Source organism: Mycoplasma enhydrae, from assembly GCF_025779955.1.
GTDB classification, from domain to species: Bacteria; Bacillota_I; Bacilli_A; order Mycoplasmatales; family Metamycoplasmataceae; genus Metamycoplasma; species Metamycoplasma enhydrae.
The window spans coordinates 1-25,557 of the sequence record NZ_JAOXHI010000002.1; the positions used below are offsets into that span (position 1 = coordinate 1).

Genomic DNA, 25,557 nt, shown 5'->3' on the forward strand with positions numbered 1-25,557 from the left:
GCTTTTAGAGAGCCTAAAAGAATCTTTAAAAACTGCTGAAGATAAAGCTAAGGGTGAAGAAGAAAGAATTAAAGGTATTATTGAAGAAATTGATAGAAAACTTCAAGAAACAGCTCAAAAACTTCAAGCTGCTAAAAATGCTGAAGGAAAATATGATACTTCTGTAACTGCTCTTGATGCCTTAAATGCCCAAATCACTCAAAATAATGATTATCAAACAAACCTAAATAAAGATGCTAAAAATAAAACTCCTCAAATTAAAACTAAATTAGAAGAACTAAAAACTAAAACAACTGAAGCTAAAAATGCATATGATAATTTAGTAGCAAAAAATAATCAATTGAAAACTCAAGTAGAAGCTAAATATACTGACGCTCAAAGTTCATGAAGCACAGCTAGAACAGGTTTAGATGCAGCTCTAACAAACAAGAATGAAACAAAACTAAAAGAAATAAAAACTGCTTTAGAAGCTTCATTAGAATTAGCTAAAGCTGCTAAACAGCTGGCAGCTGATAAAGATTATGGTGCAGTTAGAATAAATTCAGATGATTTAATCAATAACATTGAAAGAGATCTAACTAAAATCAAGGATGCTCTAGAAGGTGTTGAAAGAGACAGAATTGCTAAAGTTAAGGAAAAACTTGAAACTGTTATTAAATCTCTAGATGATTTAATTAAGAAAAATGATCATGCTAATAAATATGACAGTACAAGAGCATATGTAACTCAATTAAATAATTTAATCAATACCATTGAAAATGATGTTTATGATATATACAACAAACCAGAAAATACTAGTGTTCCTGAACTAAATCAAAAATTAACAGAACTTAAAAATAAACTTGATGAAGCTAAAAGACATTCTGAAGCACAAACTAAAGCAGCTGATGACATCAAAAAAGCTCACGATGACGCATATCAGAACTGAAAAAATAATGAATATAAACAAGCCAAAGATGCTGATAACGCTAATCCTCAAACAGAAGTTAAAATTAATAATGCTATTGGCAAATTCAATACAGCAAAAACTAAGCTCGAAACATTGATGGCTAGGGCTTTAGCTCAAGAATACAATGACAATAAAGCAGATCAACAACAAAAACTAGATGAAATAAATACTAAAATCCAACAACTAGAAGACAAGATTAAAGAAACTGTTTGAAAACAAAAAGCACAAGAACATGCTCAAAAAATTCAAGAAATTTATAATCGACTTGAAATGCTTACTAACTTCAAGAAAATTAATGAAGATATAGCAGCACTAGAACCTTTAATCTCAGCTGCTCAAGACTTTATTAATAATGAAGTTAAGGACAGTAATGCTGCTTTCTTGACAAACCTAAAAAATACAATTCAACTAGCTCAAACTTTAATTCAACAAAAAAGAGATTATATTGCTCAAGAAACAACAAAACACAAAACAGAGTATGAAAATATTAAAAATCAACTGGAACACCTTATTAATTTATTTAATTCTATTGGTACAAAATCAATCGAATTAACAAATGCGGAATTCTGACGAGCAAACGAAAACATTTTATCTAATGAAAATTTAGGAAAATTAAATAATACAGGGGATAAATTTGCAGAATTAGCTAAAAAAACGAAAGAATTAGGTGATGATAAATATGAAAAGTTAGCTCTTGAAGAATTAGAACCATTAATTTCTAAAGCAAGAACTTTATGATGATTAAAAAAAGCTCAAGGTTTAGAATTTTCTCTTAGTCACGCACATCAATTACCTTCTTCTGTTGTAACCGCCAACATTACTTCAATTGGTCATGAACATGATAGATATGACTTTGTAGTTGAAAAAATGACCTATAACGATTTAAAAGGTTATGTTAATATAAGAGTTAAATATTGATTTAAAATATATGGCGATACTTTAACTGAAACAAGAGATTATAGAATAAAAACTACTATAAAATATGAAGCTTTTGAGTTTAAAAATTTACAACTAAAAGAAAATGTTTATGATTATGAGGCAATGAAAAGAAACTTACAGTATGATAATAGTTATGAAATTTTTAAAAAATACTTTGCATGAGAAAACAATAAACTTAGTTATGAACTAATACTGATTGAAAATATATATGAAGATAAACTTAAATTCATTGTAAAAGCACAAGTTCCTAATTCAGAGCATCCAGATGCCCAAACAGATAAATCTAATACTGAATATGTTGTTGTAAACTTTCCTATAAAAGCAAAAATTATTGAAAACCGTAATAAATGAATTGAAGATAATAAAAGTGCTATAGCTAATAGTTGAGAATTAAAGCGAACAGATTTAATTACATCTCTAATAACTGTCAACGATGTGAAATTTAAACCTGATGCTTTAAATTTAATACCAAATTTAGAAATTATTCCAGCCTTTATTAGTCCTAATGATCATGAAGGTACTTTAAAAATTCACTTTAATATTCATGATAAAATATCTAATTCAAATATAGAATGATATTCTAAGACATTTAGTGGACTAAAAAAATATGAACCTACATTTAATTTTCAATTTAGTGATTATTTTATGAATTTAATAAATAAATGAAGAGATTTTGGTCGTGCACTTAGAAATTTAACACATACGGGTGCAAACTTAAAAATTGATAATAATCTTTTTACAACACATTATAAATTAATTTGAAATACAGATAGTTCATCAACTGATCCTAAAACAAAAGATCTTAAAGATGTATCAATAAGATTCTCAGATGATAGACATGGATTAATATTTAATTATAAAATTAAATACTCTTTTGTATTAGGAAGAACAGCCCCCGGGCAAGATATTATAGATTTTAGAGAAGTTGAAGTAAAAGATAAATATATAGATTACAGTTTGGTAGCCAAATTAACATTTTTTATTCGAATGATTACAGACGATTTAAATAGAGAATCTGTAAATGGCTATCATCTATTTGACAAAGATTTGAAACATTATCGGGAAGGCGGGGATTTAGGTTTAATTAGGTTCAAATATAGTAAAATTTATCAATTCGATGGACCATATAGACTTTTCTGACGAAACTGACCACGAATTAAAAAAGATTCTCAAGTAGTTAAAATAGCAAACAAATACAAGGATAATAATGATGGTTTTTTTCAAAGTTTCCAAGATAACTTAGTTCTTCAAAAAGATCTTTTGCAAAATTGATTGCAAATTGCCAACAATGTTAATATCCTGTTGAAATATATTGAACTAAAAACACCCGACGAGTATAAAGATAATTTTAATTCCGAATGTGAAGAATGAAAATTCACCGGTTATGTCACAAAAAGAGAAGGTAACCCAGATAGACTATTTAAAGAATCAGTTATATTTATAGGTGACAATGAAGACCAATCTAATATCAGAAATTATATTCAAAGAGAATTTGACATTTTAGAAAAAAAACTAAAGGAATCAAATAAACCTTAATCACAACAATATTGTAAAATATAAATGTGTAACACTGAATATTTCATTTAAGAATCAAGATTAAAAAAACAATCTTGATTTTTTTTAATTCATTAAAATGAAATAGGCTTTTGGATTAATTCAAATAAGTACACTAATTTCTAAATTTTAAATCCACAAAAATTTTTTTGTTATAATTGATAAGCATATTTAAATTGCAATTTAAAACAAAATTATAAATACTATAAATACATAGAAAGAGAAAGTATGCGTCAAACTACAATTATTAGAAAAGAATTAGTTGATAAAAAATGATACATCATTGATGCAGCCAACGTACCGCTAGGTAGACTTTCAACTCTTGTAGCTTCAATCCTTAGAGGAAAAAATAAACCGACATTTACTCCAAATGTTGACATGGGCGACAATGTAGTTGTTATTAATGCCAAAGATGTTCTTTTGACAGCTAAAAAAGATGAAAAGAAAATTTATTACCACCACACCGGATATCCAGGTGGTTTAAAACAAATTACTGCAGCACAATTAAGAGCTAAAAAACCACAAGTTCTTGTTGAAAAAGCAGTTAGAGGTATGTTACCTCATACAACCCTAGGTCGTAAACAATTTAAAAACTTATTTGTTTATGCTGATGCAAATCATAAGCAAGAAGCACAACAACCAGTTAAAATAGAGGTTAAATAATATGGCAGATAAAGTTAGATACAATGGTCTAGGACGTCGTAAATCATCTGTTGCCAGAGTTTATTTAGTTCCAGGTAAAGGAAACTTTTTAATTAATAATAAACCTGCAAAAGAGTACTTAAATTCAGAAATCTTATTAAAAGATGCTTTAAGTCCTTTTGTAGTAACAGAAACACAAAATCAATTTGATATTTTTGCAAATGTTAATGGCGGTGGTTTAACAGGTCAAGCAGGAGCAATCAGATTAGGTATTGCTAGAGGACTTTTAGAGTCTTCAACTGAATATCGTAATAAACTAAAAGATGCTGGTTTTTTAACAAGAGATGCACGTGTTAAAGAGCGTAAAAAATTCGGATTGAGAAAAGCCAGAAGAGCAAGACAATTTTCAAAACGTTAATTTATTATGATATACTTATATGGGTTTTTTGTACACCCATATTTATTATGCGAGCATAGCTCAGCTGGTTAGAGCACACGACTGATAATCGTGAGGTCGATGGTTCAAGTCCATTTGTTCGCACCATTTCAATTTAATTGATCACAACATGCAAAATTGCATGTTTTTTATTCAAGTATTTTTTTGTTTTTATTATATAATTTACCTTGAATATTATTTATTCCTTGGTAATAATTATGATTATTGCTAGGTTATGAAAGGATTTTAATTATGGTATCAAAAGAAAGAAAAAGTGAACTAGTTAAACAATTTGGTAGAAATGCCAAGGATACAGGATATCTACCAGTTCAAATTGCAATTTTAACTGAAGATATTGAATCTTTAAAAAAACACTTTGCTATTAATAAAAAAGACCTACACTCAATGCGTGGTTTTATGGCAAAAGTTAATCATAGAAAAGCATTACTAAATCACTTAAAATCTGAAAATTACTCACTATATCAAGAAACAATCAAAGCTCTAAATATTAGAAAATAAACCTTCTTGAAACTTTCTAAAGCGCAAATTGCGCTTTTTTTGTTTTAGTTTTAAGGACATTAAAAAATATAATTAAAATAATTTTATTAGTTAATGAGCATAATGCTTATTAATGTATAATTTATTTAAATTTACAAAAATGATTAATACTAAGGGGCTTGTGCATGAAACAAATATTTGTTCCAGATTCAACATCAATAAAAAAAGTTGATATTAAAAAACTTCATTCATCAAAATACTTAAAACTAGTTAATAATTTACTTGATATAAAAAGTCGTGGAGATAATGCCACATTTTTTAAAACTTCGAATTTAAGCTTAGATTTAAAAAAAATTATAGGTGCCAAAAATCTTCGTTACATATTTAAAAATAGAGAATTTAAGATTCCTCTAAAAAATTCTTTTGATTCAAAATCATTAGTAGAGCTTAAATATGTAAAAACCTATCAAGAATTTATTACTTGAGCTAAAGAATATGATTATTCAATTACACCTAAAATGACTTCTAATTTAGAATCAAACTATGAAAAATGGCTTCCAGCTTACAAAAATCGAATCTTGGACCAAAATAGTGATTTTATTAAGACATGAAAAACAAATGCTAAAAGAATTGAAGAAATTTATGCTGAAACTAGTATTTGGCCTCTATTTATTGGAACTTATTTTATTAAATATCGCAAAGATGATGTGTATTTATATGCTCCTTTTATTTTAAAATCAGCAAAAATTACTTTTTCTGGAAATTCTGTATATTTAGAAAATGCTGATGAAAATATTATTATTAATGAAAAAATCAAATATTTAATAGAGCAACATAGTGACACTAAATTACCAATTTTAGTTAATGGTGAAGAAACAACTATTTTTGATGCTATAGAAAGCATTAAAAATATAAAAGAATTGCAATTTATCAATAACTATGATGAAAACATTTTTTTTGAAAGCTTAGTTGAAATGTCAAAAAATGATTTTGCTAATGATGGTAATTTAGAAATTTATCCTGGTACTACTTTATTTGAAGTAAATCCTGGCGGTACTAAACTGCGTAAAGCAATGATCAATTTAATCTTAGGAGATAAAATTGATAATCTAATTAGAATTGATGACTTACGTGATTATAGCAAAGAAGCATATGAAAAAGCTTTAGAAAAAAATAATATAGCGCGTGTAACTCCTTCGGATTTTAGTCAAGAAAAAGCTATTGTTGGAACTCTAAATAATTCTTCAATTATTATTGGCCCACCTGGAACAGGTAAATCACAAACTATAGCTAATATTTTAATTAACATTGCTAAAGCCAATAAGACAGCATTATTTATTTCACAAAAAAAAGTGGCTTTGGACGTGGTTTTAAAAAGATTAAATAAATATCAAAATATGATGTTTCAATTTTCAGAATCGGCTAAGGTTAACCAAAGTGAAAAAGAATATTTCTACAAACCTATAATTGAATATTTCAAGCAAATAAACACTGCTTATAAATTTAGTGATTTAAGTGATTATAATTCAAGTTTTTTTACCAAAAATGAACTAAATTATTTAGATGCCAAAGCTGAATTGGGTGAGATATTTGCTCGTGATCTTAAAGCATATCATGGTATAAAAAACCGTGGCATGGTGCATCAAAATATTCAAAATTTTGCACATTTTTATAAGCTGTATAACAAAATGACCTCAAAAGTCGAGTTTTTAAAAATATTTGAAAATTACAAAAAAATATCTCGGCGTAAATTAGCCAAAAAATTAGGTTATGCCAAAAAAGAAACTTCTTTATTTCAAATTCCTAGTTTGAAATTTGTAAAAATTTATAATAATGCCAAACGGGTAATTAATTTTTACAATTCAAAACTAGCAAGATATGACATAAAAGATTTAGTGCAATTATCTAATTTTATTAGACTAAATTCATTTATTGAATTTGATGAAAAAGAAAAAGATTACACTAAATACTGAGACCTTAAAAAATTGGATAACACCACCCCTGAAATGTTAGAAGCAATTTATGATAACTCAGCTTTTTTAGCTAAAAAAAGATTAGATGAATATCGCCAGCAAGGCGAAAATGAGCGCCAAAAACTTAATAGATTTTTTGGAAGACTAGAAAGAAAAATAACTCCTCCATATATAGTTACATCACTATTTTCAGATATTATTAAAAAAGTTTATAACATCTATGTTGGAACTCCAGAAATTTTGGGCAACTTTGTTGATTTTGAAAAAGATCATTTTGATTATGTAATTTTTGATGAGGCTAGTCAGATCTATATTGAAAAAGCTATACCTTTTATTTCAATTGCTAATAAAGTAATTGTGGCGGGTGATAGCCAACAAATGCAACCTTCAAATTGATTTAGTACTCGTGATGAATCCGAAGATGAATATAGCGAAGAAGAAATTACATCATTATTAGATTGAGCAATTAATAACCACCTTCCAAAATATGTACTAGAAATGAACTATCGTTCAAATTCTAGTGAATTAGTTTTATTTTCAAGTAAAGAATTTTATGATTCTTCTTTAAAAGGCTTAGATAGCTATGCTAAAAGAGAAAAAGCAAGTGTGGAAGTTATTGATGTAAATGGAGAATGGATTGATAATAAAAATGCTGTGGAATGTGAAAAATTAATCAGCATTTGTGAAAAGAACTTAAAAAAATATAATTCAATAATCCTACTAGCCTTTAATAGAAAACAACAAGATTATATTCGAGAGCAAATTGCATTATTATCACCAAAAATCTTTGAAGTTCTTGAAGATAAAGTAATTTTAAGAAATATAGAAAACATTCAAGGTGACGAAGCTGAATTAGTTATAGCTTCTGTAGGTTACACTGCTAAAACCTCTTTACATTCAACTTATATTGGCTCTAAAAAGGGCAGAAATGCGCTTAATGTGGCCATCACGAGAGCCAAAGATAAAATGATAATAATTAAAAGTATTAAAACAAATGAAATTGATCCTAAAAATGAAAACTTGATGACTTTCAAGCGTTGATTAAACTATATTCAACTAAAATCATCTGACCAAAAATCATATGTAAATGGCAATACTTCTGAATTTAGTCGTTCTGATAAGAGTCAATTTATTTTTGAAATTCAATCATGACTAAATGAACAAAGTTTTGCTGCAGATATTAAAACTGAACTAAAATACTGTGTTGGTTCATACAATATCGATATGGCAATTTTGGACAATAGAAACAATTTTATAGTTGGTCTAAACATTGATGATTCTTCTAATGATGTTAATTTAGATAGCTTTATTGAAAAAAGAATTAAAACTGACTTTATGTCAGTTAAGGGTTATCCAATTTATCGGATTTCAAGTTTTAGATTTAATGAAAATAAACCATCTATGTTTAAGTTTATTAATACATTAATTAACAAATAATGAAAGCACCTAATCTTAAAAAGATTAGGTTTTTTTACTATAATATATAAATTATGATTAACATTATTTTATATCAACCAGAAATAAGCCCAAATACTGCAAATATTATTAGAACAACATTTGCAGCTAAGGCTAAATTACATATTATTAAGCCTACTGCTTTTGATTTACATCCACATTGACTAAAGCGTAAAGCTGCAGGCCATTTTCTAAGTGAAATTCAGCATGAAATTCATGAAAATTATGATTCATTTTATGCTAAATATGGTTCTAAAAATATCTATTACATAACTCGCTATGGCCTAGAAAATTATTCAAACATAGATTATAAAAACATTTTGGGGAACGATAATGAAATATGAATTATGTTTGGCACAGAGAGCACTGGCATACCCAAAAAAATAATGCAAAATAATATTAAAAATTGCTTACGAATTCCAATGAATTCTGAGTGTAGAAGTTTAAACTTAGCAAACTCAGTTGCAATTGTATTGTATGAAATTTTAAGACAAAATAGTTTTGAAGGCTTATCAGCTTTCGAAAGTCAAAAGGGCAAAGATTTTATATTAAAAAAAGACTAATTACATTTTAAAGGATAGGTTATGATTCATTGATTTCCTGGTCATATGGCTAAACAATTTAAATTATTACAAGAGAAACAAAAACTCTTTGATCTTTTTATTGTTGTTTTAGATGCCAGAATACCTATTAGTTCTTTTAATGAAGAAATATATAAAATTATTAATAATAAACCAATTCTATTTGTAATTAATAAATCTGATAAAAGCAATATGAATCTTTTAAGACCATTAATAACTAAATATGAATCGAGAGGTCAAGTAATCATAACCAATTTAAAAAAGCATGATAGCTATCACAAAATTAATTTGGCTCTAAATAAAGAATACCTTAAATTTAAGGCTAAAAATGATGCTAAAAATAAATTAACTCCACCACTAAAATGTGTTGTATTGGGTGTGCCTAATGTAGGTAAAAGCACTTTAATTAATACGCTTTCAAAATCAAAATCTACAAAAGTAGGTGCCAGTGCAGGTGTAACTAGATCAGAGCAATGAATTAATTGCAAAAACTATATGTTGCTAGATACACCCGGATTATTAATGCCTAAAATTGAAAGTGATGAAATTGGAGCTAAACTTGCTCTAGTAGGCTCAATTAGACAAGAAGCAATTGCTTTAAATGAATTGATTTTAGCGCTATATCGTTTAATGACTAGATATTATCCTTCAAGACTTCAAGAATTAGGTTTAGATCCTTCTGAAGAAGAAACAATAATTTTTAATAATTTAAATGAATATGCAAAAGCTAATAATTATTTATTAAAAGACGGCTTATATGATACAAATAAAGCTAGTGTTGCACTTATCAATTATTTTAAGAACATGAATAATGTGATTTTTGATACAGATAAGAAAGAAAGGAAATAACTATGTCAGAAAAAATAAGCATAAAATACGTTGCTTTAGGCGATGGTTTAGTGGCCGGATTTAATTCTAAAATAGGATTTAATACTAATGGGCTTATGAACCAAGATAAAACAATAAATGGTTTAGGTTATCCTTCTTCTTTGGCTTATTTAATAAAAAATAATCCTAAATATGAATTAGAAAGTTTTTATAATTTAGGTATCATAACTGGTTCAACTGATTTTCTTTCTGCTTTATTTACAAATGATAAAAAAGCTTTAAAACAAAATATTAATAAAATTGATTTATTACAATCATTAGATTGATATTCACTAAATCCCTTTAAGGATTATTTTTCGCAACTATTTAAAGAATGAAATATAAGTAATAATGACTTTGAAATTATTTCAAAAAGAATTAAAGAAGCTAATTTAATTACTTTAACAGCTGGTTTATATGATTTTTTATCAATGCTTCCTTTTTATGAAATTAAATCACTTCACAATTTAACTGGTGAAATTAGAGATGAAAAATTAAAAAATATTAAGAAATTAATTTCAACAGTAAAAATAAAGGTTGAATCGCAACTAATGAATTTAATTAGCAAAATTAAAAACATTAATCCTAAAGCTAAAATTGTAATTACTAATTACCCTGAATTATTAATTCATCTAAAAGAAGCAATTAATTCATTCATAAATGTAACTAAAATGAACACATTTGATTTATATCACTTTATCTTAGCTTCTTTAAATGAAGCAATTAAAAACGCTGCTGCTAAGTATACAATTGATTACGTTGATATTAATGATCAAGAATATTGAACTAAAAATAAAAATTATTTATTTGAAAATATTTTATCTCTATATCCAACTGAAAAAGGATACAAAAAAATTGCTAGTGATTTATATACAAAATTATTTATAAATACCAAAACACTTAAAAACGATTTGCAAAACTATCAATTTAGCTCAAAATATATTATTAATGAAGAGTATTGAACAAATAATTTAGTCACATATCAACCAATAGATAATAATTCAAACAATCTAGAACTTTTTAAAGAGGTTTATGGTTCTAATAAAAACCAAAAAATCTATATTTATAGTGATAATGAAAATAAATATTCAACATATTTAGATTCGGGCATTAATTTGGCCAATTTTGTTTCATTATTTATAAGATATGGCAAGACACCAATAAGTAAAATAGCTAAAAAAGTTGTATTAGATAAGTTCTCACACTCATTTGAAAAATATAAGACAGTAGATAAAATCATTGAGTTTTTAAATAATGAACAAAGATCAAAAGAAGTAGCTTTAACTTTATTAAAAGATAGAAAAATAGATAATATATTATTTATTTTAGAAAAAGAATTATTTAAAAAATCTATTGTCGAAAATAGTCCTATTACTTTCAGTGACATGAAGGACAATTTGAATAGTATTTTAAAGAATAATCAAAACTTAGTTTATGACGTGCTTAAATATTTCTTTAATTCAGGTTTAATTAATGAATCTAAAACTGAAATAAAAGAAATATTTGAAATTGCAATTAAAGAAGCATTAAATACAAGCTTGCTAAGCTATTTATTTAATTTCAAAAACAATAAAAAATTCCAAAAAGTTAGAGAATATCTTTCAAGTTTAGATTCTTTTAAAGAATTTATTGATTTTTTAGTTGAATCAATTATTAATTATTCTGATGTTTATGTTAAATTAAATAATTTTGACGAATTTTGAGCTTCTTTTATTGTTAAAAATAAATATAATTTAGTATTTCTGTTTGACAAAATGTTTATGGAACTATCATCAGAGAGCAATTTTGAAAAAACAATTGATTTTATTATTCAAACCATTCAAACTTCTATTCGAATGCAACATTTAAATGCAAAAGACTATAAAAATTTCAGAAATGCTATTACTAAAATATTTTTAATTTTAAAAAATAATCCTAAGTATTTGAATAATATTTTTCTTAGATTCTTAGATAAGATTAAAAGCATCTCACTTTATAATTTAGTGTTTAAATCAAAATCAAAAACCTCAAAAAGAAAAATAAAATGAATTAAATTCATTTCATTAAATAGTTTCTTTATTATAGGCCTAAAAGTAGCTAAACACTTAATTACAATCCAACTAATAATTTCAAAAAACAAGTTGTAAAATAATAAAACCTAAAAACTTGAACACACTTTAGGTCAATCGATATAATTTACTATAATTATTAATATTCTATTTTTCGCTTATTTTTCTTATTAATATTTATTAAATATTAATAGATGATACACTTTATATATAATCAATATCAATATAAATAACAAGTGTTTAATGCAAATAAGGAAAAAAATATGATTTTAAAATATGAAGAATTTTGTGATTTAATTACTAATTTTATAGATGAAGGACAAAACTTTTATTTGAATTTATTAAAGAAAATTCTAAAAAACAAAAATAAAGTTAGCGTCTGCTAGCTTTTTTATATTTTTTTGCAAAAAGATTAAAAAATATGATAATATATAGTTGTAAAGGGTCGGAGCGAAAGCTGATGGCCAACCATAGAAAGCCGGATAAAACCGGCTTTTAAACTTTATTTTAATAAAATATAAATATAATTTAAGTATGAAAAAATTTTAAAGCAAAATATTGGCAAAAACGAAAAGCAGGAAAATTTTTTAGTTGACAATCTTTTTATGTTTAAAGAACAATTATTTTTAGTCGAAATGAAAATAAGAGATGACCATGATAGTTCAAAAAAGAGAGGCCAATATTTAAATTTTAAAAGCAAGGTTGAATTAATCACAAAAAAATATGTCGATAAAAAAATTAATGCAATAATGTGATTTGTCGATTCCTCATTAATAAAAAATAAAAAATATTATTTATCTAAAATTTCTGATGAAAAAACACCAAATTGTGCTTTCTATTTGTTTTATGGAAAAGATTTTTTTGTTCAGATATTCAATAACGAAGAACCTTGAAATGAACTTGTTTCATATATTGAAAAATATAAGAATGAGGCACATACTAAAAATATAAAAATCATTGACTTTGATAATAATAAAGAAATATATGAAGCAATGATACAATTACCAGATAAATATTGAAATAAATTAATATCAAATGATGAACAATATGTAACTCTTCGTAAATCTTTATTTAAAAATGAGGATTTATTTAATAAAATACAAATAATACGAAATCAAACTAAAAATGGGGGTTAAATATGAATATTAAAAACTCAATTATAAAAGGTGATGCAATCGAGGAACTTTCAAAAATTCCAAGCGAAACCTTTGATTTTTGTTTTTCTGACCCTCCTTATTTTTTACAAATAGACAATAATAAAGAACTTTATAGAGTGGAAGGCTCTAAGTATAATGGTTGTGATGATGATTGAGATAAGTTTTCTTCGATGGAAGAATACAAAAAATGAACACATTTGTGACTTTCAGAAGTAAAAAGGGTTTTAAAACCAAATGGAACTGTTTGTGTAATTTCTGGAATGCTATCTATTTATGAAATTGGCAGCATTTTAAAAGACTTGGGCTTTTGAATAATAAATGATATTATTTGACAAAAAACCAACCCTACTCCCAATTTTTTAGGCACTAGACTTAACAATAGCCATGAAACAATAATATGAGCTGCAAAATCTAAGAAAGCCAAATTTACTTTTAATTATAAAACAGGAAAGTTTTTAAACGATGGCAAACAAATGGGTTCAGTTTGAAAAATACCAATTTGTTCTGGAAAAGAAAGATTAAAAGATGAAAACAATATTAAGGTTCATACAACACAAAAACCTAAAAAGCTTATTGATAGAATCATTTATTTATTTACCAAGCAAGGTGATTGAATATTAGATCCCTTTGGCGGAACAATGACTACTGGTGTATCTGCTAAAGAAGCTGGTAGAAATTACACTTTAATAGAACGAGAACTAAAGTATATAAAATATGGCCAAAAAAGACTAGATGAAACTAAACCAAATATTGGTGACATCCAAAAAGGTGTTTACGATATAAAACCAGCTAGAATAAAAATAGAAGACCTAGTAAAAGAAGGATATTTAAAATTAAATGAGTTTTTCATACACAAAAATGGCGAGCAAGCAAGATTAGTAAATACCAAAGGTCAATTAGAATATAATGGCAATATAAATTCCATGCATGATATAGCTTCTGCTATGATGAATAGAAAAAATAGAGTTAATGCATACGATTATTTATTTGTTAATAGAAATGGAAATAATGTGTCTATTTCGGATATAAGAGAAAAATATAGATTGGATCACAATTTGCCATTAAAAGTTGATTTTTAAAAGTCAATAATGTTTATAATAGACTAAAATTCACAAAATAATGTAATACAGCTTTATTCATATATATATATAGAACATTAGTTAACTGAAAAAAATGACACCTAATCAGTATAGATGTCATTTTTTTAACCATTATTTTTTGCTATCACCCTTTGTATTTTCAGGGTTTATTATCCCATAATACCTTTTTTTAGTTGAGGATTAGCTGCCATTTCCTTCATTTGTTTTGACATTCTTTCGAAGTCACTAACTAACATATTAAATTCTCTAGCACTTCTTCCTGAGCCTTTAATTATTCGTTCTTTTCTACTTGAATTCTTCAATAATTTAGGGTTCTTTTTTTCTAATTCTGTCATTGAATTAATTAAAAAAGTATATATTTTGAATTTACTTTCAGCTTCTTCAATTTTTTTATCATCAATTTTATCTGCCATTCCTGGAATCATTCTTAAAATAGCTTTCATTTTACCTAGTTTTTTAATTTGAGCTAAGGAATTCATTAAGTCACTCAAATCAAACTTTCCAGTAATCATTTTGTAGCCGATTTTTTTCATCATTTTTTCGTCTACTTCTTCCGAGGCCTTTTCAATTAATGTTAAAACATCTCCCATTCCCAAAATACGGTCTGCCATTCGATCAGGATAAAATATTTCCAATCCAGACATTTTTTCACTAACCCCAATAAATACTATTGGAATATTTAATAAATGAGTAATACTTAATGCAGCCCCACCTCTAGCATTAGAGTCTAATTTGGTTATTATTGTTCCATCTAATTTAAGCTCTTCGTGAAATATTTTGGCAGTGTTAATAACATCTTGACCACTCATTGCATCAATTACTAAAAATATATAATCTGGTTTAGTATATTTTTTGATATTCTTCAGTTCATTCATTAATTCTTCATCAATTGCCAAACGACCTGCGGTATCAATAATCACTAAATCATTTTTATTTTTTTCAGCGTGTTCTATTGCATTTTGAGCTATTAAAACAGCATCATTTTCTTTTTGAGTATAAAAATCAGTTTGAGTTTGTTTAGCCAATTGTTCCAATTGTTCTCTAGCTGCAGGACGGTAAATGTCATCCCCAACTAATAATGTGTTTTTGAAAGTATTTTTTTTCTTAAAAAATACTGATAATTTAGCAGCCGTTGTTGTTTTACCTGAACCTTGCAAGCCCACCATCATAATTTTAGTTATTGAAGATTTAGGCTTAATATCAATTGATTTTTGACCTAATATATTAGTTAACTCATCTTTAAATATTTTTAAAACTGTTTGTTGTTGATTTAATTTACCAATAATTTGACTGTTAATTGCTTTTTCTTTAACTTGTTTAATAAAGTTTTTAACAACAACAAGATTAACGTCAGCCTCCAACAACGCTAATTTCACATCACGCAATACTTCAAGTATATCTTCTTCATTAATAGATAATTTTTTATTAATTTTATCCATTGATTTTTGCATTCTTTTTTGTATAAAATCTAACATGTTAAATATTATAGCAAAGATACTTTAATTAATATTAATTAAAGCTCCTGGTTTAATTTAAAGGTATAAATCTTAAAAAATTACTAAAAAGGTCAATTTGTCCAATAATTAAATATTAACGTTCAATATTTAATATAAATATATTAAAAATGGAATAAAAAATTATTTTTTGGTAAAATTTTATTATTATTTTTAGATTTAATTTTAAAAATATATTAGCTTGGAGGGTTATGACTAGTAATGATAATAAAAATATTCAAGATGTGATAGCTCATTTAAAAAATCAAGGTTTTGTTTTTCAAAATTCAGAAATATATGGTGGAGTTATTAATACCTGAGATTATGGTCCGTTGGCAACAGCAATGATGTCAGAAATAAAACAACAATGAATTAATGATTTTATTAGAAAAGAAAAAAACTATCAAATTGATTCGAAAATAATAATGCATAAAAATATATGAAAAGCAAGTGGTCACATTGATAACTTTTCAGATTTTTTGATTGAAAATAAAATTAACAATAAAAGATATCGTGCTGATCATATTGTTAAAGACTTATTTCCAGATATTAATGTTGAAAAGTGTAGCTTTGAAGATTTAGAACAAATCATAAAACAAAAAGTTAAAAAATATGATGGTTCAGAAACTAATTGAGGGACAATCAAACCTTTTAATTTAATGTTTAGAACTCATATGGGCGCTATTGATACTAATGCTTCTGAAACTTTTTTAAGACCTGAAACTGCACAAGGGATATTTGTAAATTTTAAAAACCTAACAAGAACTTCAAGAGCTAAATTACCATTTGGTATAGGTCAAATTGGAAAAAGTTTTCGAAATGAAATAACACCTCGTGATTTCATCTTTAGAACTCGTGAATTTGAACAAATGGAATTGGAGTTTTTTTGTGAAGAAAAAGATAGTGACCATTTTTATAAATACTGAATAAAAAAATGTGAGCAACTAGTTATTTCTCTGGGTTTAAAAAAACAAAATATTAGAATTCGTCCTCATGAAAAAGAGGAACTTAGCCATTATTCAAAAGGAACAAGTGATATTGAATACTTATTTCCATTTGGTTGAGGCGAATTACTTGGAATAGCAAATCGTGGTAATTATGACTTAAGTCAACACATGAAGCATTCAAATCAATCATTGGAATACTTAAAAGAAGACGGTTCAAAAATTATTCCATATGTAATTGAGCCTTCAATTGGACTTGATAGATTATTATTTGCTCTTTTAATTGATGCTTATGAAGTTGAAAAATTAGAAGAAGATGAAAGAGTAGTGCTGAAATTAGATTATAAAATTTCGCCCTACCAATTAGCTATTTTGCCTTTAATGAAAAAACTATCACCTAAAGCTAAGGAAATTTTTGAAAATTTAATTGAAAATACAAATATTAGAGTAACTTATGATGAAACTGGTTCAATTGGTAAAAGATACCGTAGACAAGATGCTATAGGAACACCTTATTGCTTAACTATTGATTTTGATACTCTAGAAAAAAACACTGTAACCATTAGAAATAGAGACACCATGAAACAAGATGTTGTTTCTATAGAAAATATTGAACAATATCTAAGAAATAATGGTTCTAAAAGAAGATAGGTTTAATGACAAAAGAAAACATTTGAGAATTTATTACATCTAATGTAGACATAATAAGTGTAATTGGTGAATATGTATCACTTCAAAAGCAAGGCAAAAATTACAAGGCTTGTTGTCCATTTCACGGTGAAAAAACCCCTTCCTTTATCGTTAGCAAAGATAAAGGAATATTTAAATGTTTTGGATGCAATAAAAGCGGAAATGTTATTAAATTTATAGAAATAATCGAAAATTTAAAAGGAATTGAAGCATTAAAATTTTTAGCACATAAAAATAATTTAGATATTAGTGCATTTGGTAGTTATTTAAATAGCTCAAATATTTCTTCAGAACACACCAAAATATTTGAAGTTAATAATGCTGCTTTGGATTTTTTTAAATATCAAATTACTTTTGAAAAATATGAGGCACTAGATGAATTTTTAGCTTCAAGAAATTTAACAAAATCAATTATTAAAGAATTTGAAATTGGTTTTGCACCTAAGAATAAATCAATTTATGATAAATTAAAAGAATTAAATTTTGAATCTTTTGCTATTTTTAATTCATCATTAATTTCTTCACATGATAATGTTAATTTTTTTAATGATAGATTAATATTTCCAATTCATGATAAATTTGGAAACGTTGTAGCTTTTTCGGGAAGAGATATTACCAATCAATCAGATCCTAAATATTTAAATAGCTCTGAAACAATTGTTTTTAAAAAAAATGAAGTCATGTTTAATTATTATCATGCTAAAGAAGAAATAATTAAAACTAACGAAGTTTATTTGGTTGAAGGTCAATTTGATTGCATCGCTTTATATCGAATTGACATTAAAAATGCTGTTGCTATTATGGGAACGTCCTTATCTGCTATTCATCTAAAAGAATTAAGTAATCGAACAATTAATTTGTTTTTCGATAATGATACAGCTGGTATTAATGCAACACTTAAAAATTTAAGAATTATTTTATACTATGCCCAAGAATATAAACTAAATGTTAATTTCATAAATAACACTTTAAACAAAGATCCTGATGATTTATATAAACTAGATGAAGGTAAAACCTTAAGGCAAATTGCACTTAATAAAATTGATATTGTTGAATATTTATATAACTCCTTTAAAGGAATATATGATTCAAATATTTCAGAATCTAAGAAATTTGAAAAATATAAAATATTATTTGAATATATTTATTACATCAATAAACAATTGGTTATTACATTGCAAAATAAACTAGATGAAAATAAAATCATTGAATCTAAATTATTTGAATCATATTTAAAAGATTTTGCTAAACCAAATTTTCCTTCAGATAAGTATTTTATTTCTAAGCTAAAAGAATATAAAAAATCAAGTTCTGAACAAAAACAAACCAACCAAAATTCAATTGATTCATATTTTAATGTTGATGCAACTAATTTAAATATTGAATCACTTGCACCTAATGCTCAAATTAATGGTCTGGCGCTAAATAATTTAAAATTTAAATCAATAGAACTGAAAAAACGCTTAAGTCCACATTGAAATTTATTAAATGATATTTTAATAGCAACCTTAAGTCAACCTAATTTTGCTCAAAACTTTACAAATGAACAGTTTCATTTTTTAACTTTTGATGAAATAGTTCAGCCTACTAGAGAACTTATTTCTTATATTATTGCTAAATCTAAAAAAGGAACCAAAATTAGCATTGATAATATCATTCCAATTCTTGAAGAAGATATTAAAAAAACAACTAATGATTTATTGAAAAATAAATACAGCCAATACTTAGCTGAAGCTCAAACACTAAAAAATATAGCCTTAAATAATCAAAGTATTCTTGAAAAAGATGTCTATGACCAAAAAATCAAGGAACTAATCGAACAAAAACACAAACATAATCCTAAAGAATTGATTACAAAGAAAGGATAAATTATGGAAGAAAAAGACTTAATGAATTCAATAGAATTAACAATCCAAATTATCGAAAAAGAACTTAAAAAACTTCAAAAAAAGAATGCTTCAAAAAAGAGTTTATCTCAAGAAGAAGTTTTTAACATTATCGAAAAGAAAAAATTATTTGTAGATGAAGAAGAATCTGATTTGCTTTTAATGAAATTACTTGAAAGAAAAATTGTTGTTAATGATGTTGATGAGGGCGATGAAGATGATGTTCTTGGTTTGCTAGAAGATTCGTTATTAGATGAAAAAGACTTAAAAGAAATAGATAGTGAAGACATTGATAATGAAGAAATTGATGTAGATTCAGAATATGACGATTCTACTGTTGTCCCACGTGATAATTTACCAATTAATCCAAAAGAAGAAGAAATATACGACGAAGACCAAGACTATATTTCAAATAGTTTACATTTATCTGATGACGATGACGATGAATTTAGTGAATATGGGCTTGACGATTACGATGACGATTATGATGAACTACCTTGAAAATCAAATAAAAAGGGTGATGAATTTGATGCTTCTAAATTACTAAAAAACTTTGAGAATCAGGAAATTAGAATAGATAGCAAAAAAAGTAATTCTGAAAATGACAATTTATCAAATAGATTAACCGAAACTAATGATATTGTTAAGTGATACATGCGTTGAATTGGTAAATATGGTAAATTACTAACTGCTAAAGAAGAACGCGATTTAGCTGAAAAAATGGAAAATGCTAAAGCAGCAGGTAATGAATATCGGTTCAAAAAAGCTAGAGACCATTTAGTAAATAGAAACTTACGTCTTGTTATTAATAATGCCAAAAAATACAAAAATAGAGGGCTTAGTTTTATTGATTTAATTTCTGAAGGAAATTTAGGAATTATGAAAGCTGTTTCAAAATACGATTATAAAACAGGATATAAATTTTCAACTTATGCTACTTGATGAATTAGACAAGCAATTACAAGAGCAGTAGCAGATCAAGCTAGAACAGTTAGAGTACCAGTTCATATGGTTGAAACAATTAATAAAATCTTAAAAATTGAACGTGAGCTACAACAAGAACAAGGTTATCCTCCTACTGATGAACAAATTGCGAAAGCTTATGGTCCAGATTTCACTGCTGAAAGAGTTAGATATATTAGAAAAATAAATATTGATCCAATTTCACTTGATAAAAATATTGGTAAAGAAGAAAATTCTAACTTCTCAGACTTTGTTAAGGATGAAAGTATTATTAGCCCTACAAATTTCGCTAGTCAAGAAGAACTTAGTGTTATTTTAAATGAAATGATAAATTCTTTAAGTGATGAAGCTGATCGTGTATTGATTAGAAAAAGATATGGAGTAGCTGACCCTAATGGTGAACAATATCGTCCTCATTCTTTAGATGAATTATCAAAAGAATTAGGTATTAGCAAAGAAAAAGTTCGTCAATTGGAATCAAAAGTTTTAAGAAAACTAAAACACCCACAAAAGCGTAAAAGATTAAAAGAATTTTATATGAATGAAAGTTACGATTTAGACTAGAAATTTGGATATTAATTATGATTAAAATCGGAAGTCACATTTCATTTTCAAAGCCCGGTTATTTAGTAGAAGCTGCTAGAGAATCTATTGAAAATGGAGCTAATTGTATGATGATATATTTAGGAGCACCACAGACAACTTTTAGGATAGATAAAGCTAACTATCAACTTGATGAATACAAGCGATTATATTCTTCTAAAATTAAGCCAGAAGATATTATTGTACATGCTCCTTATATTGTTAATCCTTCAAATCCTGCTAAAGCTAATTTTTCAATTGAATTTTTAGTTTCTGAAATTGAAAGAATGAATTATATTGGTGCTAAATATTTAGTTTTACATCCCGGAGCTCACACCACTTATACAATTGAAGAAGCTAAAAGCAGTTTGATTAATTCTATTAAAAAAATCCTAGATAGAACTAGTGATGTTATTATAGCTTTAGAAACGATGGCAGGCAACGGTTCAAATTATTGCAATACATTTGAAATACTAAGAGATATTATTAATGAAATAGATAATAATAGAGTGTGCATTTGTCTAGATACATGTCACATTTGGGATGCTAATTACAACATTAAGCAATACCAAGAATTTAAACAATATTTAATTAAGAATGATTTTTTGAAATTGATTAAAGTAATTCATTTAAATGATTCTAAGAATCCTTTAAATTCTAAAAAAGACCGCCATGAAAATATAGGTGAGGGTTACATTGGTTTAGAAGCGCTACAAAAATTCATTTATGATAAAGACTTTGATAATATTCCTATCATCTTAGAAACACCTTATATTAATAATAAGCCTCCTTACAAAGAAGAAATTGCTTTATTATTAAACAAAAAAGAACCTAGTTTGTTCTAAATACTAAAAAAGACACTTAAGGACATTTTTTTCCATTAAGTGTCTTTTTTATTTTTGCAATTCTACTATTTCTCTAAAATAAGGTAAGTATTTTTCATATATTGTATTCTCTAAATCTTTAATACTAATAAATTCTAAAGAAGCACCATTAATACAATATCTTAATGAACCCTTATCTTTAGGACCATCATTAAAAACATGGCCCAAATGCGAATTTTGAATATTAGAAAGAGTTTCAGTTCGTTTCATATAATGAGAATTATCAATTTCATATTTTATTGAATCGGTAATTATAGGTTTTGTAAAAGAAGGTCAACCACAGCCCGCATCGTATTTATCTTCACTAGAAAATAAAGGCTCTTTGCTAATTTTATCCACATATAAACCAGATTCAGTATTGTCGTTCAAGTTTGAACTAAATGGACGCTCTGTTGCTTTGTTTATCATTACATTTAAGCTTAAATCATCCAAATCAAGAGAACTAATATCTTTTTGGTTTAGTTTGCTAAATTTTGCTAATGGCTGGTTTAAAATTGTCAAATCTATGTGGCAATAACCAGATGGATTTTTTTGTAAATAATCTTGGTGATATTCTTCTGCTTTTATAAAATGATTTAATTCTTGTATCTCAATAACAGTTTTTTTGTTATTGCGATTTTTTTCATATATTTTTATAGTTAAAAGGGCACATTTTCGATCATAGTCATTTAGATAATATATACCTGTGCGATATTGTCTGCCGATATCATTTCCTTGTTTATTTAGAGAATAAGGATCTATTAAAAGCATAAAACGTTCGTAAATTTCAGCAATATTAATAATATTATTGTCATATTCAACTTCAACAGCCTCAGCATGATCAGTGTTTTTAAGATCATAATAACTAGTATTTTTAGTTAAACCGTTAGCATAACCAACTGTAGTTTTAATAACTCCTTTAATTTTGCAAAAATATGCTTGTAAACCTCAAAAGCAGCCTCCTGCTAAATAAATTTTAGATATCATTTATTATCTCCTTATATAAGTCTATATATTGTAATATATTAAGTATTTTTCGTTTTAAAAATCAAGCGCATTATTTAATTGCGCTTGAATGTAATTTGTATTTTTAAGATCTTAAATTAATCTTGGTATTAGTTTATTTATAATCTTCAGGACGACTTAAAACTCTAGCTCCGTCTTTTGTTACAAGAATTGTATCTTCAACTCTAGCGCCACCTAGACCTTCAACATAAATTCCAGGTTCAACAGTAATTATCATGCCTTCTTCTAGCACCACATTACCTGCTCTTCTACCAACACCTGGCATTTCATGTACATCAATACCAACACCATGTCCAGTTGAGTGTGTAAAGAATTTACCATAACCTTTTGATTCAATGTAATCACGACATATTTTATCAATTTCAGAACTTTCAATTCCAGGTCTTACAGCTTCTCTTCCTAATTTTTGAGCTTCAGTTACAATTTCTAAAATATTAATCAATTCTTGTGATTTTGGTTTACCAAAGAAGAATGTTCTAGTAATATCACTTGCTCAACCTTCAAATTGAGCTCCAAAATCAACCTTGACAATATCTCCATCAGCTAGTTTTCTATTTGTTGGATGGTGGTGTGGTTCAGCGGCATTAGAGCCAAAAGCAATAATGCTATCAAAACTTTCTTTTTCAGCGCCAAATAAACGCATTAAATATCCTAATTTATTAGAAGCTTCTAATTCGGTCATTCCTTCGATTAGAATTTTCTTTAGTTCTTCAAATGCTTGTAATGATATTAAACAAGCTTCTTGAATCTTTGCTATTTCCTCTTCATCTTTTTTAATTCTAAATTGTTTTGCTTTAACATTTTTGATTGTAGCTTTTGGTAATAAAGTCTTGAAGTATTCTAAAGTTTGAACTTGTAAATAATCTTCTTCAATACCAATAGTTTTGTAATTTTTCTTTGCTAAAAATTTCCCTAATGAATCTTTTTCTAATAAAATTACTTCCACATTTCTAGCGTTTTTGGTGGCATATTCAATATATCTACCATCTACAAATAAAAACGCTTTATCTTTTTCAATAACCAAAAAACCATCTGAAGTTTGAATATTAGCATATCACAATCTTGTTTGTGGAGCCTCTGATATAATTGCATCTAATTTTGATTCTTCGAATATTTTATTTAATTCTTGTTTTAACATTTAAATCTCCTAAATTTTATTGATTATTTTTTTTCTTTATGATCTGTATGAGCATTACATTTCGAACAATATTTTGTTACTTCCATTTTTTCAGGATGTAATTTTTTATTCTTTTTAGTAATGTAATTTTCCATTTTACACTTTTCGCATCTTAGTGTTAAACCTTCTCTAGGCATAGTTCCTCCTGTGTTTAAAAATGCTCAATTATATGCATTAAAAATAATAATAAATTATATATTAAAAATGCTTATAATGTTACATTTTATTAGTAAGTTCTAAATGCTCAATTTTAAATAAAAAAGCTAGATTGGCTCTAGCTTTCAAAAAATGGATCTTCGTTTTCAATTCTTTGTGAATTAGATATTTGATTATTTTCATTTTGCTGTTCTGGGATTTCAATTTCTGTTTCAATATTAGAGTCTGTTGGAATTTGAATTGAATCACTAGTCATTTTTTCTAGTTCTTCTTTAGCTTTTTGTTCGCTAATATCAATATTATATTGTTTAGAAATACCTTTTAAGTATTTAGATAGATATATAATTCCACTTACTCAAGAAAACACTAAACCAATTATTAAAGGTATATTTACATATAAAATAAATAGATCATTTGCTATTCATTCACCTGAACCTTCTTTGGTTTCTTTTACCATTCAAGGTGCTGAAAAAGCAACAGTTATTAAAGCAAATGATACAATGATAGTTTTAACTTTTCCTCATCAGCTTGAAGCTACTTTAATATCTTTTTTAACAGCATAAACTCTTGCTCCATCTACTAAAATATCTCTTAGTATAAATAGAATTGCAAGTGGTAAATAGCTATAGTTCATTACTGATAAAAATATTAGCATCAAAGTAGTAGCAATTTTATCAGCAATTGGATCAAATATTTTTCCAAATTGCGATACTGTTTTAGTTTTTCGGGCTATGTGTCCATCTACAAAATCGGTAATCATTGCTAATATAAAAATGGTTACACTTACTCAATAAATGGCTGATAGACCTACTTTATAAGTTTGGTCACCAACTAGTGTAATTTTGTCATATCAAAATGTGCCACCAAAACGCACCATAATAATAAATGCAGATGACATCAAAGCAATAAATGGTATCATTAGCACCATTCTCAAAACTGTTAATCAGTTTGCAACACCAAATTTTTTTAATGGTTTATTTGTATTTGGTGTCATATCTTTCTTATTTTTTTTATTCTTCATAAAACTTTCTTTCTATTGATTCGTTTGTAAGTTGTTCTAATTCATGTTTTCTTTCACCTTCAGGAACATGTTTATATTGATCTTTAAAAAAATCAATCACATTGGGAATTTTTTTAGCTCATAAATTAGCTTGAGTTAAAGTAATTAATTCAGCATTTGTAACAAATTCCTCATATTTTTTATCACCATGAAAATGAATTGCAAAATCTTCTCTGGAAATTAGAATATTTAATAATCTTTTAGCACCTAACTTGATTTGACCCATTTTATAATCTGTAGTTTTAGCTTCAAATTTCGCTAATTCATTTTCAGTGTAATTAATGATTAAATTGTATGTCAAAATAAATTCATAGTATAAAGACAATGCTTCTTTTAATTTCTTGGCTTCTAGTTTTTCTTGTTTTCTCTTTATTATTTTTGGTTTGGTAAACTTTCAAATTATATAAGCAATAATAAAAGCTAATATAATCGAAAGTAAAACATAAATTATTGACTGCATTGCTTTTTTTCTCCTTTATAAAATAAAATAGCCAAATTTATATCAAAATTATACTATT

Annotated in this window: 21 protein-coding genes and 1 tRNA gene; 16 read left to right on the plus strand and 6 right to left on the minus strand. The window is 26.3% G+C overall.

Going from position 1 to position 25,557, the window contains the following annotated elements; translation table 4 throughout:
* From OF364_RS00630 to OF364_RS00685, 12 genes are all read left to right on the plus strand, one after another.
* On the plus strand, positions 1-3,424 hold a 3,424-nt coding region (locus OF364_RS00630), incomplete at its 5' end, for a hypothetical protein (RefSeq protein ID WP_263773932.1).
* A gap of 246 nt (positions 3,425-3,670) precedes the next feature.
* Positions 3,671-4,105 carry a 50S ribosomal protein L13 gene (gene rplM / locus OF364_RS00635; protein ID WP_205851258.1) on the plus strand — a complete coding sequence of 145 codons (435 nt, stop codon included), beginning with the start codon at positions 3,671-3,673 and terminating at the stop codon, positions 4,103-4,105.
* A gap of 1 nt (position 4,106) precedes the next feature.
* Positions 4,107-4,502: a 30S ribosomal protein S9 gene (rpsI, locus tag OF364_RS00640; RefSeq protein WP_205851259.1), complete on the plus strand. Its 396-nt coding sequence runs from the start codon at positions 4,107-4,109 to the stop codon at positions 4,500-4,502.
* Positions 4,503-4,551: 49 nt separating this feature from the next.
* A tRNA-Ile gene (locus OF364_RS00645) sits at positions 4,552-4,628 on the plus strand.
* A gap of 144 nt (positions 4,629-4,772) precedes the next feature.
* Positions 4,773-5,039, plus strand: coding sequence for a 30S ribosomal protein S15 (gene rpsO, locus OF364_RS00650; protein ID WP_205851260.1), 267 nt, complete (start codon positions 4,773-4,775; stop codon positions 5,037-5,039).
* Positions 5,040-5,203: 164 nt separating this feature from the next.
* Positions 5,204-8,428, plus strand: coding sequence for a DEAD/DEAH box helicase (locus OF364_RS00655; RefSeq protein WP_263752572.1), 3,225 nt, complete (start codon positions 5,204-5,206; stop codon positions 8,426-8,428).
* A gap of 53 nt (positions 8,429-8,481) precedes the next feature.
* A complete protein-coding gene (locus tag OF364_RS00660; protein WP_205851262.1) occupies positions 8,482-9,009 on the plus strand; it encodes a tRNA (cytidine(34)-2'-O)-methyltransferase in 528 nt (175 codons plus the stop codon).
* A 21-nt stretch (positions 9,010-9,030) separates the two neighbouring features.
* Entirely contained in the window at positions 9,031-9,876 is an 846-nt protein-coding gene (ylqF, locus tag OF364_RS00665; protein WP_205851263.1) for a ribosome biogenesis GTPase YlqF, read from the plus strand.
* Between the two features lie 2 nt (positions 9,877-9,878).
* Positions 9,879-12,020 (plus strand): SGNH/GDSL hydrolase family protein, encoded by a 2,142-nt coding sequence (locus tag OF364_RS00670; RefSeq protein ID WP_263773933.1) that lies wholly within the window; start codon positions 9,879-9,881, stop codon positions 12,018-12,020.
* 185 nt (positions 12,021-12,205) lie between these two features.
* Positions 12,206-12,328, plus strand: a complete 123-nt coding sequence (locus tag OF364_RS00675) for a hypothetical protein (protein ID WP_263773934.1) — start codon at positions 12,206-12,208, stop codon at positions 12,326-12,328.
* Between the two features lie 219 nt (positions 12,329-12,547).
* Positions 12,548-13,078, plus strand: a complete 531-nt coding sequence (locus OF364_RS00680; RefSeq protein WP_263773935.1) for an HpyAIV family type II restriction enzyme — start codon at positions 12,548-12,550, stop codon at positions 13,076-13,078.
* Positions 13,079-13,080: 2 nt separating this feature from the next.
* Positions 13,081-14,178, plus strand: a complete 1,098-nt coding sequence (locus OF364_RS00685; protein ID WP_263773936.1) for a DNA-methyltransferase — start codon at positions 13,081-13,083, stop codon at positions 14,176-14,178.
* A gap of 170 nt (positions 14,179-14,348) precedes the next feature.
* On the opposite strand, the gene ffh is transcribed toward OF364_RS00685, so the two are convergent.
* Positions 14,349-15,674 carry a signal recognition particle protein gene (gene ffh, locus OF364_RS00690; protein ID WP_263752562.1) on the minus strand — a complete coding sequence of 442 codons (1,326 nt, stop codon included), beginning with the start codon at positions 15,672-15,674 and terminating at the stop codon, positions 14,349-14,351.
* Positions 15,675-15,904: 230 nt separating this feature from the next.
* Between ffh and OF364_RS00695 the strand changes: the two genes are divergently transcribed.
* Genes OF364_RS00695 through OF364_RS00710 form a run of 4 tightly spaced genes read left to right on the plus strand, consistent with a single transcriptional unit; the run spans position 15,905 to position 21,602 of the window.
* Positions 15,905-17,287 (plus strand): glycine--tRNA ligase, encoded by a 1,383-nt coding sequence (locus tag OF364_RS00695; protein ID WP_263773937.1) that lies wholly within the window; start codon positions 15,905-15,907, stop codon positions 17,285-17,287.
* Between the two features lie 5 nt (positions 17,288-17,292).
* The gene (gene dnaG, locus OF364_RS00700; RefSeq protein ID WP_263773938.1) at positions 17,293-19,194 is read left to right on the plus strand and encodes a DNA primase; all 1,902 of its coding nucleotides are present in this window, start codon (positions 17,293-17,295) and stop codon (positions 19,192-19,194) included.
* 3 nt (positions 19,195-19,197) lie between these two features.
* Positions 19,198-20,739 (plus strand): RNA polymerase sigma factor, encoded by a 1,542-nt coding sequence (locus OF364_RS00705; protein ID WP_205851270.1) that lies wholly within the window; start codon positions 19,198-19,200, stop codon positions 20,737-20,739.
* Between the two features lie 17 nt (positions 20,740-20,756).
* Positions 20,757-21,602 (plus strand): deoxyribonuclease IV, encoded by an 846-nt coding sequence (locus OF364_RS00710; RefSeq protein ID WP_205851271.1) that lies wholly within the window; start codon positions 20,757-20,759, stop codon positions 21,600-21,602.
* Positions 21,603-21,650: 48 nt separating this feature from the next.
* On the opposite strand, the gene msrB is transcribed toward OF364_RS00710, so the two are convergent.
* From msrB to OF364_RS00735, 5 genes are all read right to left on the minus strand, one after another.
* Positions 21,651-22,607 carry a peptide-methionine (R)-S-oxide reductase MsrB gene (gene msrB, locus OF364_RS00715; protein ID WP_263773939.1) on the minus strand — a complete coding sequence of 319 codons (957 nt, stop codon included), beginning with the start codon at positions 22,605-22,607 and terminating at the stop codon, positions 21,651-21,653.
* Between the two features lie 133 nt (positions 22,608-22,740).
* A complete protein-coding gene (locus OF364_RS00720) occupies positions 22,741-23,784 on the minus strand; it encodes an aminopeptidase P family protein (protein ID WP_205851273.1) in 1,044 nt (347 codons plus the stop codon).
* A gap of 23 nt (positions 23,785-23,807) precedes the next feature.
* Positions 23,808-23,960: a 50S ribosomal protein L33 gene (gene rpmG, locus OF364_RS00725; RefSeq protein WP_205851274.1), complete on the minus strand. Its 153-nt coding sequence runs from the start codon at positions 23,958-23,960 to the stop codon at positions 23,808-23,810.
* 137 nt (positions 23,961-24,097) lie between these two features.
* Positions 24,098-25,000 (minus strand): CDP-diacylglycerol--glycerol-3-phosphate 3-phosphatidyltransferase, encoded by a 903-nt coding sequence (pgsA, locus tag OF364_RS00730; RefSeq protein WP_205851275.1) that lies wholly within the window; start codon positions 24,998-25,000, stop codon positions 24,098-24,100.
* The gene (locus OF364_RS00735) at positions 24,990-25,499 is read right to left on the minus strand and encodes an MHJ_0274 family protein (RefSeq protein WP_205851276.1); all 510 of its coding nucleotides are present in this window, start codon (positions 25,497-25,499) and stop codon (positions 24,990-24,992) included. The genes pgsA and OF364_RS00735 overlap by 11 nt, the downstream gene beginning before the upstream one ends.
* Positions 25,500-25,557: the final 58 nt, after the last annotated feature.